10 protein-coding genes are annotated in these 14390 nt (G+C 48.6%); 4 read left to right on the top strand and 6 right to left on the bottom strand.

What is annotated here, in order from left to right; translation table 11 throughout:
* Window positions 1-32: 32 nt before the first annotated feature.
* The 5 genes from ACFPFU_RS19175 to ACFPFU_RS19195 all read right to left on the bottom strand — a co-directional run bounded on the left by ACFPFU_RS19175 (window position 33) and on the right by ACFPFU_RS19195 (window position 9136).
* Complete coding sequence (locus ACFPFU_RS19175; RefSeq protein ID WP_377067094.1) at window positions 33-1598, bottom strand: glycoside hydrolase family 28 protein; 1566 nt, start codon at window positions 1596-1598, stop codon at window positions 33-35.
* A gap of 323 nt (window positions 1599-1921) precedes the next feature.
* Window positions 1922-3187, bottom strand: a complete 1266-nt coding sequence (locus tag ACFPFU_RS19180; protein WP_377067096.1) for a nucleoside hydrolase-like domain-containing protein — start codon at window positions 3185-3187, stop codon at window positions 1922-1924.
* Between the two features lie 12 nt (window positions 3188-3199).
* Window positions 3200-4630 (bottom strand): DUF1593 domain-containing protein, encoded by a 1431-nt coding sequence (locus tag ACFPFU_RS19185; protein WP_377067098.1) that lies wholly within the window; start codon window positions 4628-4630, stop codon window positions 3200-3202.
* Window positions 4631-4728: 98 nt separating this feature from the next.
* On the bottom strand, window positions 4729-6777 hold the full coding sequence (locus ACFPFU_RS19190; protein WP_377067100.1) for an aceric acid hydrolase: 2049 nt from the start codon (window positions 6775-6777) through the stop codon (window positions 4729-4731).
* A 10-nt stretch (window positions 6778-6787) separates the two neighbouring features.
* On the bottom strand, window positions 6788-9136 hold the full coding sequence (locus ACFPFU_RS19195; protein ID WP_377067102.1) for a DUF5703 domain-containing protein: 2349 nt from the start codon (window positions 9134-9136) through the stop codon (window positions 6788-6790).
* A 252-nt stretch (window positions 9137-9388) separates the two neighbouring features.
* Here ACFPFU_RS19195 and ACFPFU_RS19200 point away from each other — a divergent pair, with 252 nt between their 5' ends.
* Window positions 9389-10207 carry an HAD-IIA family hydrolase gene (locus ACFPFU_RS19200; protein ID WP_377067104.1) on the top strand — a complete coding sequence of 273 codons (819 nt, stop codon included), beginning with the start codon at window positions 9389-9391 and terminating at the stop codon, window positions 10205-10207.
* Between the two features lie 190 nt (window positions 10208-10397).
* On the opposite strand, the gene ACFPFU_RS19205 is transcribed toward ACFPFU_RS19200, so the two are convergent.
* Window positions 10398-10940 carry a hypothetical protein gene (locus tag ACFPFU_RS19205; RefSeq protein WP_377067106.1) on the bottom strand — a complete coding sequence of 181 codons (543 nt, stop codon included), beginning with the start codon at window positions 10938-10940 and terminating at the stop codon, window positions 10398-10400.
* A gap of 224 nt (window positions 10941-11164) precedes the next feature.
* Between ACFPFU_RS19205 and ACFPFU_RS19210 the strand changes: the two genes are divergently transcribed.
* From ACFPFU_RS19210 to ACFPFU_RS19220, 3 genes are all read left to right on the top strand, one after another.
* Complete coding sequence (locus ACFPFU_RS19210) at window positions 11165-12304, top strand: sensor histidine kinase (RefSeq protein ID WP_377067108.1); 1140 nt, start codon at window positions 11165-11167, stop codon at window positions 12302-12304.
* A 76-nt stretch (window positions 12305-12380) separates the two neighbouring features.
* A complete protein-coding gene (locus ACFPFU_RS19215) occupies window positions 12381-13103 on the top strand; it encodes a LytR/AlgR family response regulator transcription factor (RefSeq protein WP_377067110.1) in 723 nt (240 codons plus the stop codon).
* Between the two features lie 373 nt (window positions 13104-13476).
* Window positions 13477-14334, top strand: coding sequence for a PKD domain-containing protein (locus ACFPFU_RS19220; protein ID WP_377067112.1), 858 nt, complete (start codon window positions 13477-13479; stop codon window positions 14332-14334).
* Window positions 14335-14390 lie beyond the last annotated feature (56 nt).

Genomic DNA, 14390 nt, shown 5'->3' on the forward strand with positions numbered 1-14390 from the left:
TTTAGAAAGGATCAGGTGCCGGAGTCAATTCGTTAACCCTCTTCCTCAGGCTTTTCAGGCAGTGTCCGGACAAACCGGATATTCTCCGTGGCCTCCCCTGCCATTTCGGTATAAATCTTTTCTCCGGGAACATCAAAATGCACGTTTTCGAACCGGATGTCTTTGCTGTCCAGAAAATGCAGGACGGTGTCGGGTGAGGAAATCCTGATGTTTCTCAGCAGCATCTCCCTGGCGTCATGGGCAGTAAAAAGCCTTTCACTGTTCACCACGGCATTTTCCAGGCTAAAATTCCTCATGGGGGATTCAGGGATACCTGTCACATTGATAAAAGCCGAGGCATTCTCCACAAGGATATCTTTTGCATGGATGTTTTTGAATTCGGGTGTCAGCGCATCTTTTTCGCGGGGAGGCGTTCTTTTGGCCAGATCGCCCACATACATCTCGCTGCCCAGCATGTCCCACCTAAATGCCGTATGGCGGAGATTCATCCTGATCCTTTCGTAGATCAGGTTGTCGCCCCCACCCCCACGGGGCCTCCGGGTTTTGAAACGGATGCCGACGCCGGTATTGTCAAACACACAATCATGCACATATAAATTGTGAACCCAACCTGCCGTCTCGCTGCCCACCGTGATGCCGCCATGCCCTTCCTTGGCCAGGCAATGGCGCACCACCACATTCTCCGTCGGCCGGTTGACCCGGATACCGTCATCACCCCGGCCGGATTTCATGGTGAAGCAGTCGTCTCCATTGTTCAGCGTGGAATATTCTATCAATACGTTTCTGGAGGATTCGATATCGATGCCATCGCCCCTGGGAATTCCCACGGAATTCACGGTGACGCCGCGGATAATGACCCCGTCACAGTAGACGGGCACAATGTTCCAAAAGGCTGTCTGCTCCAGTGTAATGCCTTCAATATATACATTCGTGGATTCCGTAGGGGAAATGAACATGGGAAGGAATATGGATTCGCCGTCATGCCCTTCGTAAATCCTTTCCTCCACGGGCTTATCCACCGGTACAAAATTCTCCACCACATCCTCGGTCATCATCTGGTTTTTAACCGGGCCGGCTTCCGGGCCAAAAAGAGTGCCTTTGCCGGTAATGGCGATATTGTCTGCCCGGTAGGCATAAATACAGGCCCCAAGGGACATGACCTCCACCCCCTCGTGCCTGGTGAAAACCGCAGGGCGGTAATCTTCCAGCTCGCCGCTAAAGCGGAGTTCGGCTCCCTGCTCAATATGCAGGTTCACGTTGCTTTTTAACGTGATCCTCCCGGATTTCCACTGGCCGGCCGGGATCACCACCTTTCCGCCGCCTTGAGCGCTGGTTTCATCAATGGCCTGCTGGATGATGGCCGTAACCATCTCCCCTTGCTTGGCGCCGCTTTCGGCAATATTGATCACCAAGTTGGGAAAGGTGGGTTTTTTAAATTCCGGCATGACGAAAGGAGCCTCCACGGGAGCAATGTGTTCCGGCATATGGGCTGCCCCCACCATGTCCAGGGTGGGCAGGGTTTCTATAAACCGCGTGTCAACTTCCTGATGCCGCTCCTTGCAAGATGTCCATCCTGCCAATAACAGCAGTCCTGCCAAAAATTTTACACGCTGATTAACCATATGATCGTGATCCAGGGATGATAATGTCAGGCAACAAATTTAAGAGTATTTGCCCACCAACCTTCCCGTGGTGTCGGGGACAAAACTAATTTCCTGCACATTTTGCCTTGGCAAACAAGTTATCCTAAATTATAAATTGCAAAAGAGATTTCTTATCAACGGATATCTTACAGTATTTTCTGAAACTAAAGAATAATATTCAATTAACCAACACCTCGAACTACGGCATTTTTTTACATAATACTCAAAAACAATTATTAAATGTGGTAATGTAAAACCCAACAACTGTGATAAATCCCTCACTCCAACCAACGCCATCTTTCCGCCCAATCCAAAAGAAAATCCTGTTGGTGCCGGAAAATGGTCCTTGCCCCTTGATGAGGTCCTTCGAAGTTCTCGGGACTGGGATCATCGCCCCACCACCCGGTCAGCGGACTGAAGTCCCGGGGATGCAAAGTCCCCGGCCAAGGGTCCACGGCAACAAAAGCTCCTGTCTGCCCATCCAACTCCTTTATTTTACTGATCACCTGATAAGTCCAACTGCCAGTTGATTTGGGCACAAAACGTACCTTGTATTGGCCCTCTCCTTCATAATATCCCTCAAACTGCTGACCGTCGATTTCAAGCATCAAGCTGGGTTCATCGCTGTCCGGTTCCGTCTCCGGTCCCTGGAATTTCCATTCCACCAAAGCAAACACGGGAACTGTGTCATTCAGGGTGGTAGGTCTTTCAAATGTCCTGCGGGAACTGTGCCTGAGGGGCACGAAGCTTCCACCCCAACTCTCCCCCTCGGGATTTTCAGGGTCGCCATGTAGCAAGTAGGCGACGGAAGGCGTATCTCCCATTTTGATCACTCCTTCATAATAATTCACAAAATCTTTTCCCATGGCACCCCTGCCTTTGATATGGACATCATAGAAGTTTTTCACATGGGTGTTTTTGTCCGAACCGTCATCCACAAACCACCCTCTGTAAGTGGCATTGGCCTCGATGAGCCACAGATCCGGGAAATGTGTGGCCATATAATGATAGGCATCCGCGCCCCATTTCTTGTTGGGTCCGGCAATCCAGTATAACCTGAGCCTGCCGGCTATATCCGGCGCATCATGAAGGGCCTGCGCCACGTCCTCCAAACCTCCCCATACCAACACCCAAAGTGGCTGGTTACTTTTTTTCCGTGCGCATCGGATAATCCATTCCGATCCTTCAGTTGGCTTGTCCCAACCTTTCAGCGGAGCCCGTTCCGTCGCGCCTTGCCTGGTCACCGACCGCAAGTCCTCCGGAGAGGGAAAATCATCCTTCCGGGCTTTTAGCTTCCAGTAGTCCTGTTCGTACAAATCTATAACATGCAGGATGTCCGCTTTTCTTCCCGGTCCATAAGGAGAGGCAATCAGTCCTTCTGTTTGGAATTTATCCGCATACATCAAGTAATGAATCATGGATTGGAAATCATCATCATCGGTGCCCCCTATATCGGAACTGACGATCACCCTGGGCTTTTGCTGGGCACTTACCAGGCCTGACCACAGCAAACCCATTATCAATAAAACTGTCCAGTGCTTCATAACCTTACCTGATCAAGGGAAAACATTGACGATCACCCGTTGGTACCGGGTCAGGGCGGGCGTGCCGCGATCGGTGACCGCAAGGATGATGTGTACTGTTTCCGGTTCGGTAACAGGGGGAGCCACAAAAGTCGCCTCTTCTTTGTCCTTATCCGAAATTTCAACAAGCGTTTTGTAGGCATAAGTGCCGGCTTCCCGGTAAGAAATCCATTCATAATCCAATTCATCCCCGTCGGGATCGGAAGAACCTTTGGCACTGAGCTTTACCCTTTCCCCGCTTTTCACATCCAGTTCAGCAGCATGCCCTAGCCGGGCAACCGGAGGGTGGTTGGCTTCTTCATATGGCTTCACCGTCCAATCCATCCGGGCAGCAAAATCATTCTGATAGGCTTCCCGCCAACGCCAGATCGTGGCTTTGTTGCTGGTCTGAAAGCGCCCGTCTGTACCCAATACTTCATCTTCGGCATTGGTCCAAAAAGGCCGGGGTTCGGGGCCATAAAAATGCTTTTGCAGCCGTGGGGTGTAGTATTCATACCTGCCTCCCCAGCTTCCATAGTGGGGATTTTCGGGATCGCTAAGCCCGTTTTCTATCAGGAAAAGAAAAGAAGGAGAATCCCCTTCCATCAAAAAGGTGGTTTGCGGGTATTCCGCCCCCAAGGGACCTTTGCTTCTGATATGTTCGTCCAGCCAGGGGTTGTCCACGATACTGAAGTCCGCCCCGGAAAACCTGCCATGGAAATAGTCCCCGCTGATGCCGGTCCAGGTGGCATAATGGTAGGCATAACGGTCATGAGTGCCCGGGCTTGCAATGTAAAATAAATCCGGAAAAGTCTTTCTCAGCCAGGGTCCGGAATCATCCTGGTCGGAAATGGTATATACCCTCAACTTGGCCACAAATGTTTCCAGTTCCTTTGGGGAGCGGGTCATTTTCACCTTCCAAAGTGCCTGTGCGAGGCAATTTGGCCCTCCCCATACCAAAACCCAAAGCGGCCTGTCATCGGCATCCACCTGCCGGATGATCCACTCTGAACCTTCTGAATCTTTGCCTTCACCGACAGCCCGCATGCCAAAATCGGGAAAACCTTCCTTTACATTATCCAAAAGATCTGCTGTTTCCGGATAGCCCTCCTCGTGTAGCAACAGGTTCTCTCTGACCTTGCCATAGGCCTCCACGATTTCGCGGATACGCCAGGTAGCCAGCTGTTCTTTCTGATGGATGGATGTGGTGGCGACCAGCCCCTCCACATCCCAATGGTTGGCATAAGTAAGGAAGCGTACCAAGGATTGGGCGTCGTCGGGTTCATTTTCGATATCGGTAAGTACCAGAACCCGTCTTTTTTCAGATGGGTTCTGGCCATAGACGCATACAGGCAAGATGCTGAATAACAACATCCAACACACAAGGTTATTGGCAATGCCTAAGGTGGGTATTTGGTTTATCATTTTGTTTGGGGCTTTTCAAGCATCATTTGTAGTCCAATGATTTTTTATTTATGTGTATAACTACCTATCATTTTCAAAAATAATTGAAACAACTTGATCTACCTATCAAAAGGCATCCATACGGCCATTTCGCTTGCTCCCCTGTTGGCCCAGGCAAAATAGGGAATCAGTCTTATAGGAGCGGTTTCCATTTTTTCTGCACCCAAAGGCCGGTAAAGCTGCTTTTCCCAGTTGCCACGGTCTTTGTACAGGGCCTGTCCTGTCAGGGACATCAGTTTTGTCCCATCAATTTCCACCCACTCGGCTTGAAATTCCCGGCTGGGGTTGATGATCACATCATCGATGCTCTTGCCCTCGGGCAGGTCCATGGATTCCACACAATACACCAATGGCCCCCTTTTCACTGCGACCTGATTTCTGGTTTGCTCCACCAAGGGGTGGGCCTCCAGGTACTTGACGGGCATGCGGAGTACCAATTTCACTTCATCACCTTTTTTCCAGGGACGGTGGATTTCTGCGTAGTTCCCCGACCGCAGGGAAAGATCTGTCTGTGCTTCCCCGTTGATTTCCAGTAGGGCATCCTCGCACCATTCCGGGACCCTCAGATAGAGGGAAAAGGCCCTTTCCGGTGCCTTTTGGAAACTTAGGGTGATGGTTTCATCCCAGGGGTAAGCCGTTTTTTGCTCCAGTTCCAAGTCCCCGCCTTCCCCCAACTGGGTTTGAAGGCGATTACCCCCGTACAAATTGACGTAGACTCCGTTTTCGGAAAGGCTGTAGGCATAATTGCTTACTTGGGCCAGCGTCCGGGCCACATTGGGGGGGCAGCAGTTGGATTTGGAGATGTAATTTTCCCGGACATTGGGCCACCGCAGTTGATAGGGCAGGTCATCCTTGGCACTAAGCGGATTGGTATAGAAAAACCGGTTGCCTTCCAGACTGATGCCGGAAAGGATGCTGTTGTAGAAATTCAGTTCCATGACATCCGCATACTTGGCGTCCTGGGTTACCTGCAGCATGCGCCAGTTCCAGAGCACGTTCCCAATATTGGCGCAGGTTTCATTGTGGGCGGCGGCATTCGGGAGCTGGAAAGGCTTGCCATAAGCCTGGTGGGTCTTTTGCACCTCTACAGGATTATAAGAGGTGCCATCCGGCGAAACACCATCATACAATGCCCCGCAGCCTCCGTTCACGTACATTTTGCGGTAGACTACGTCTTCCCAGATCGATTGCAGGTTTTCAAAGAGGATATCCTCTCCGGTTTCTGCATACAGGTCAGCCACCCCTGCATACAAGTAGTTGGCCCTCACCGCATGGCCCATGGCCTCTTTTTGTTGCCGAAAGGGAACCCTGTCCTGATTGTCATCCGTGCCATCCTCGGTCACGCCCCTGATGTCAATGAGATTCTGGGCCAGTTCCAGGTATCTGGGGTCTTTCAAAGTACGGTACATTTCCGTAATACCCATGTAATGGGAGGGGCAAATCGCATTCCTGGCCAGCTCCGGAGAGGCGTTCTGATAGAAATCGTAAAGAAAATCCGCTACGCCTTTGGCCACGTTTAAAAAATTGTCCTTCCCAGTGGCCCTATAATGTACACAGGCGGCCGTCATCAGGTGGCCCATATTGTACTTTTCGAAACTCAACTGTTTCTGTACCAATTCTTCTCCCAGTGTCCCCCACTTTTCTTCGATCAACACCGGCGTATGCAAATAGCCATCCGCCCTTTGGGCCATCCGGATCAGGTCAATCGCCTGGTCCATTTCCAGGTCCAGCTTGGGGTCTCCGGTAACCGCATACAACGAAGCCATGGCTTCCAATACCTTATAAAAATCCCCATCGTGGAAAGATGGACCTTTGTGCCTCCCTTTGTGCTGGCCCGCTGCTATCTCAAAATTCCTGAAAGAATGCGTGGTTTCCGCATCATGGTACAATTCCCACATGAAGGGAACCGTCTTCTCTTTTATTACCTCAAACCGGTCACCCCAAAAGCCCTCCGTCCATACCACATCCTGAAGGTTGACACTTCGAAGTTGGCTATGGGGGCTTTCGGTGGTATTGACCAAAGCCTTTACCTGTGCAAGGGCATTGCCTGTTGATAACAAAAGGAACAGCCAAATGAAACGGGTTAGGGATTTACTGAATATACGCATTGGTTTTGTTTTATTTTTCAACGGATGGTTTTGAATCAAGTCTTAATTTCTTTTTTTCGTCGATATCCATTCCCAGCAGATTTATCACATCGTCTTTACGGGAACCGGGGGTTATCTTCAGGTTTTTGATGCTGCCGCCCTTCAGTTCTCCTTCTACGATGGTCTGGTAGGGAGCGTGCAGTCTGAACCGTACGTCCCAATCTTTTGGCCAGGCGGGAAAAAGTAAGATCTTCCTGCCATGGGTCTGCATCAGCATTTCCTGCAAGCCGATCATTCCCGCTCCTCCCCAGTTATGGTCAGGTACCCAATCGAATCCCGGGCCCCAGAATGCCGGGAAACGCCTCCCGGAATCCGCTAGCTTTTTCAATGTGAAAGCAGCGGCCTGTTCCGTAAGCCCAAGGCGGGCTGCGAAGATGTTGTCCTGCTTCCAGCCTACATGGCTCCGGAACTTCAGGGCATCAGGATCATGATACCAGGTATTGAGGGCCAAATCCAAGCCGGGCCTGCCCAATCCATAAATCCCCCAGGGATATACCGGATAAAGCTGAGGGGTTTCCGTGTTGTTGACTCTTTCCCAAAGTTTGGCCGGGGCGAGCATGGTTTTGCCTTCGATTTCCCGTAAATTCAGAGGTGGCAAACGCCTCAGAAATCCTTCCCAATGCTTCACCTGATCCCCATCAAGGTATCCATCAGGAAGCTCCAGAAGCCTGGATGTTATGGTTTTAAGTGCGGAGATGGTGGTATTGGCATTATAAGCCATTTTGTAGGTTTCATTGGCCGTACCGGGGTAGATAACCAAATGGCCGTTTTCGTCTAGTGATTTGGTGCCCCGCCGCCTGGCCCGGTACTGATAATGCTCGTCAAAAAACCTGAGACAGCTCTCGACAAAGGGAATATATGCCCGGATATCTTCTCCGGTATACCTGTCTACCTCCAACATCATCAGGCAAAATTCCAGCACCGTATCCCATTGGTATTCCAGCCAGGCGTTGTATTCCACGCCGGGGTCAAAATGCTCCGGCCTGTTCCAACTGTATTCCGCGGGATTGGGCAAGCCGAAATTCTCCAGTTGCTCCGAAAACACAGCCCCTTCATGATCCCAGTAGGTTTTTGTTCGGAGTTCGGCGGTTTTCAACAAACGGAGATAGAAATCAAACTGTGGCTTGAGCATCTCAAAATCCCCTGTTTTCAACATGGGAAAATGTACCAGCCGCTGGTTCATGGCCGTCGTGGTACCCCCTCCCCAGTTCCGGTGATCCGGGGTGAACCGCAGGGTGCTATCCGTATAAACCGGATCCACGGTAAACAGGCCGCCGTTGAACTTGGTGGGATAAGTGCCGTAAGCATTGCAGCCCAGCATGTACCGGAAAAGCTGGTAATTCCTCCCCGCTGCCCAAATGCTGTCGTTGGCATGAGTACGGGAAGGGTCTGTGATGAGGTAGCTTCTATCCCAAAAATTTCTCCACCATTCCCTTGAAAGTTCTTTTGACTTCTCCACTAAGTCGGGTTCCAGGTTTATAAGCGGCCAAAGACCGTCCTGCCACCTTTCGATCTCCTGCGTTTGTTCCGTATGCAGGAAAATTCCAAGGTGCTGGCTGGTGTTTGCCTGCTTGCTGCGGATTTTCCAACCTTTATAATCGGTATCCTGATAGGTGCCATCCGTATTGCCAGCTGGTATCATATCCGTTCCACCCATCCATCCTCCAAATTTAAGATAAGCTAATGGGTTGAACATTTCATCTTTGACGGCGTCGAGCTGCTGTTGTTCCGCCACCACATCAAACACTGTCTTTTCGGGGTTATTATGATAAAAAAGTACCCCGTTCTCTTCAAAGCCAATATGGTCAGCGCGGGCAATGACTTCACCCTGGGGTGCCCATTTATAAGAATTCGCCTGGTTGGCTTTTCCTTTTACCGGGCGGTCCTTGTGTCTCCAGCTTTCATACACGGCTGTCAGTTCCATGGGACTGTCACTATCAACCTCCACGTGGATAATGGGCTGATAGACATCTGCCCATATTTCGATTTCAGCCTTTTGGCCCTCATTGTGGCCGGTGATTTTAACCGTGCTTTCCCGAAGCAGCAGTTCCTGGCGGAAAGTTTCCGGGTTTATAAACGGGTTGGGATCCAGTTCCAGCCTGACCCTTCCCAGTTTCAGGAGCGTATTGTGTTCATCAAAAGTCCCGCTTCTGGAAAAATAAAAATAAACCGCTCCGTCCTCCACCCAAACATTCATTCCGATGTCCCCTCCCCCCAAGGGTAAAGATTCGGAGGCATTTTGACTGGGGCTTTCCCAGACGGGATTATAAAAAGCCAAGTCCTGCGCCACAACAGCCACTGGAAATACAGTACATAGCATACAATAAAAAAGATAATTTACCTTGGACATGGGATGCTCAAAGTACCGGTTAAAGCGCAAACAACCTTCCTGTTCTATGGGGTTTTTGGAAATAAATACCCAAAAAATGGAATTATGTTTAATTTAACAAAACAAGTATAATTTTAACTAATATTTAATAAAATAAATATATTGTTAATTTATATTCAATAAATTTGTCATTTAACTTGCGAATACATATTTTTGAATTGAGAATTTTAAACAGCAACTACCATGAAAAAAAATATAGGATTTCTTATTGATATGGACGGGGTGATCTACCGTGGCGGCGAGCTGATAGCCGGTGCCAGGGAATTCATCCAGATGCTTTTAAGGGAAGATTATCCCTTCTTGTTCCTGACCAACAACAGCCAGAGAAACTGCCGGGATGTGGTGGCCAAGCTCAAGCGCATGGGTATAGAGGTGGAGGAAAAACACATTTTCACCTGCGCCATAGCCACAGCCCGTTACTTGGCCTCGCAAAAACCCGGTGGCACGGCCTATGTGATCGGTGAGGGCGGATTATTGACCGCTCTGCACCAAAACGGTTATTCCATTGTGGACGATGATCCGGACTTCGTGGTCATCGGGGAAGGCAGGACGATCATGCTTGAGTCCGTGGACAAGGCAATCAACATGGTCCTGAAAGGGGCAAAGCTCATTGCCACCAACCTGGATCCCTATTGCCCCAGTTCAAACGATTCGATCCGGTCCGGATGTGGGGCTTTTGTCTCCATGATCGAGTTGGCCACAGGCAAAAAGGCATTCAGCGCAGGAAAGCCCAGCCCAGTGATGATGCGGCTGGCCAAGGCAGAATTAAGCACCCGTTCGTTCAACACCATCATGATAGGGGATACCATGGAAACCGATATCCTGGGAGGCGTGCAGATGGGATTCAAGACCGTGCTTACTTTGACCGGCTCCACCAAAATGGATGACCTGGAACACTACGCCTATGGGCCGGATCACATCATCAGGAGCATTCATGACCTTTTGGATGGGGAGAGCTTTGATAAAATAGCAAATGGGGAAATGGCCTTGGCTTTGGGTTAGATTCACCGATTGGTCTTTTGGGGAATGATTAAACCGGGAAAAGGGAATAGATTATTATTCCCTTTTCCCGGAAATCCTTGGTCAAGAATTCACTTTTATTTCATGATTGCAAGCCGGAAGGCATACCGGTCAAAATCTGCCTCCCTCCCGCATTTTGCGGGTAAATCCGATTGGAAAGAGTAAAATAAACCTATCCTTCCACGTCACCATTGTCCCGCTTGTATCTCATGAATTTCTTCCAAAAAGCCACCGTTTCCCATTGGGCTTCATGTTCGTAATGTCTGTGCTTATAATCCACTTCATCCAGATTGATCCGTTTTCCCTTGTAACTTACTACAGACCTGCCCAGCACCGATAGGTCACCGGATACGTATTGCTTGACATGAATCAATTCGTGCAGGCATACCCACCGGTAATTATTGATGTCTTTCCTTATTCTGATAAAATAAATTTTGGGATGGTGCATGACCACCATGCCATCGTACCCGGGCACCTCTCTGAGATAGCTGACCCTGATAAAAACATCCCGGAGGCCGATACGGTTGCAAAACCAGGCTACCAGTTCCTCAATATCATAGTCCGTGTTGTTTTGTACCTGTACTCCCGAAATTTCAGGATATGGATAATCAGGGCCTCCTATGGCAGCCCGCTTTGCGGAATCTCCTTCGAAAAGCGCATGTGCCGGACTTTCTACCAACGGAAAAAACAACAGGATAAGCAAAACCTTCTTCATGATCATTTGAGTTTTTATCTCAAATAAAAAGGCTTTCCATACGTGTTTCAGGCATTTTAGCCCTGCTGGTCAGGCGTTTGGACATATAGCTCTCCGGCCACTCCAAAGGGTCTTAGGAGGGATTTGCTGTCGTTTGTGGCCATAAGCTGTTATTTGTCTAAAAAAATGGTATTACGGTATAAAATTCTATAAATTAAGGGCTTACAAATACACAGAAATAAAGCATGCAAAATGATTTGGCATTCCCTTACAGGATTCCAGGCTGGCTTCAGCAAAGAAGGGTCAGGTATGTGATTTTTTGGACCCTCTTTGTGGTATATGAGGGCTTGGTATGGGGCATGGTGGACGGTGCTTACAGCCAAAGGATAGTCACGTCATTCATAGAGCTTCCCATAAAGATACTGGCCGCTTATTTTACCTTATACATTCTTATAGATCGATTGTTGATCAGGAAAAAATATGCCCTGTTTCTCAACGTGTTATTGCTTTCCATGGCCACCTTTGGCATCCTGATGAGATTGGTGGCTTTTTATGTCATTTACCCCATCTATCTGCCGGAAGCCACTGCGGCTCCGCTGCTGTTTTTCCCAAAAGTGCTGATTGCCGTCTTTAATGTCTACTCCCCGGTGGCCATTCTGGCTATCTTTCATGTCATCAAGCATTGGTACAATTATCAGCAAACCACCCAAGAGCTGCAACAAACGGCGCAGAAACTGGAAAAAGAAAAGTTGGAGTCAGAGCTGAAGTTGCTTAAATCCCAGATTAATCCCCATTTTTTGTTCAACACGCTCAACAACCTGTATGCCCTTACTTTGAACAAATCGGATGATGCCCCGGAAGTCGTATACAAATTATCGGAACTGATGAATTATATGCTTTACGAAAGCAACCGCAAGCGGGTATCCTTGGAAAAAGAAATACAATATATCCAAAATTACATTTCTTTGGAGAAAATCAGGTATAACCCGTCCATTGACATTTCCTTGGAGGTGAAGGGCGATACCAAGGATATCCATCTGGCCCCTTTGCTCATCCTTCCTTTTGTGGAAAACAGCTTCAAACATGGTTTGAGCAAGCAACTGTCGACGGGATGGATTCATATCCTTATTCAGGTTGAAAATGGGGAACTTACCGTAAAAGTGGAAAACAGCAAAAACCTCGAAAACAATAAAACACCTAAACCGTCGGGCATCGGACTGGCCAATGTAAAACGGAGGCTGAAACTGCTTTATCCCAATCTTTACAGTTTCAGGATCTTTGATGAGGAAACCACCTATATGGTCATATTAAAGATAAAATTAAACCAAAGCGACCAACCTAACAGCCCTTCGGCCCGGGAGGTGCCCAATACACTTGCCACCTGAACGGCATAAGGCATCCCCTGAAAAGAAATCAGGATAATCAACCGGTTCAGCCGGGCCATTAAAAACGCACCTAGAGATGAAATGTATAGTCGTAGATGATGAACCGCTTGCCCGTCAGCTGATTGAGGGCTATATCCAACGGGTAGATGGCCTGATCCTGGTAAAAAGCTGCGCCAATGCCGTAGAGGCCTTTGAAACCGTTCATACCGTGCCGGTTGACCTCATATTTTTGGATATAGAAATGCCCAAGGTATCCGGGTTGGACTTTCTACGATCCCTGAGCAAGCCGCCGAAAGTTATCCTCACTACCGCTTACAGGGAATTTGCTTTTGAAGCCTATAACCTTGATGTCATCGACTACCTGCTAAAGCCGATACTTTTTGAACGGTTTTTGAGAAGCCTGAGTAAAGTGTACGAATTTGGCCCCTCCCAGCGTGCGCTCCACACCCCCACCACGGTTAATCCATCCAGTAAGCATCCCTATATTTATTTTAAAGAAGACAGGGAAATGGTAAAGGTTTATCTCAAAGATATCCTCTACATAGAAAGCATGAAAGATTATGTCAGGGTCAAAACTATAGACAAACAGATCATTTCCTATCAAAGAATCAGCTACTTGGAAGAGAAATTACCGGCAGACAAATTTTTACGTATTCACCGGTCATTTATCATTGCCCTGGACCGGGTAAACGCCTATACGGTCCATTCGGTTAAAGTGGGGACAATGGAAATCCCCATCGGCCGCAACTACAAACTGGAGGCCTTAAAGGTCTTGAATGAAAACAATATTTTCAATTAAAAATCATCAGCGCAACCGCGAGCATGCCGGGGAGACGAAGCCACCAATGCGGCAAGTTTTTTAAATCTCTTACAATTTTGGCACGGTCATTCATAGGGAACATTTGATTAAGTATGCAGAGGGGCGAGGTTTAAACCGGTGAAATGGGCCAAGGAAAAATAAGGCGACTGTCTCCGCCGCCCTATTAAACCAATCAATCTATTAATAAACCCAAATCCAAACATAAAGCAGTTTGTCAACATAAGTTTCCTGAGCCTACCCGTCTTACAGGAAGGTACAGGTAAGTACAGAAAGGTAAGGGAAAGTTGATTCCCTTTCTTTGTTTAGTTTTAGGGTTCAATCTATCCCAAAGTATAACCAAATAAAGAAAAATATGAGGAAGTACCTATTACTTATTTCCAAGGTCTTCACCTGCCTTGGCTTCATACTTGTCGTGACGGCATGTGAGGAAACGGAGACGGGACCTGCATCAGAGGCCGACTTCACTTATGAAGCAGATGAAAACGACCCCATGCTCATCCATTTTACCAATTCTTCCCAAAACTATCACGCATCTTATTGGCAATTTGGGGATGGTTCTGACTTTTCCACTGAGGATTCCCCCTCCCATACTTATCCGGGCGGCGGGATTTACACCGTTACCCTTGCCGTACAGGGCCAAGGTACTGGGCAGGAAATCCGCAGGGAAATAGAGGTCATCGACCCAAGTCTCCAGGGAGAACGGGTTAACGATGGCAACTTTGAAGATGAAGACGCGTGGACAGTTTATAGTGCTGGATACGATATTCTCACTGATGTGGAATTCGCAAATGGAACACTGGTGCTCTCCAACGGCGTAGAAATCGTGGATACCAATATTGTCATCTGGCAAGCCATAGAAGTGGAAGCCAGAAAAGAGTATGTGTTTTCCGCAGACGTAAGGGGTGGCGGCATGCATCAGGCATGGCTTGAATTTCACCTGAGTGACGAGGAACCGGAAGAAGGTGACGATTACGGGGCCAACAACCTGTTCAGCATGAATACTTGGGCAGAATGTGGTGCGGAGCCTTTTGATGGAAACATCGTTGAAATAGGCTGTGCGGGAGATGGTGAAAGTGACGGCATCGTTACTTTCGAAACCGGGGGGACCCATTACCTCGTCATCAAAGCCGGAAGCTGGGAAGGAACGCTCGGAGCTGAAGGAATTGCCATTTCGAATGTTAGCCTTATGCCCGCCGACGAAGTCGAATAGCATCGATTGTGTTTTTTCAGCAAGAACCACCTGAGCCATGCGGATTTTCTCAATGG

The organism is Negadavirga shengliensis (assembly GCF_042652345.1).
Lineage (GTDB): Bacteria > Bacteroidota > Bacteroidia > Cytophagales > Cyclobacteriaceae > Negadavirga > Negadavirga shengliensis.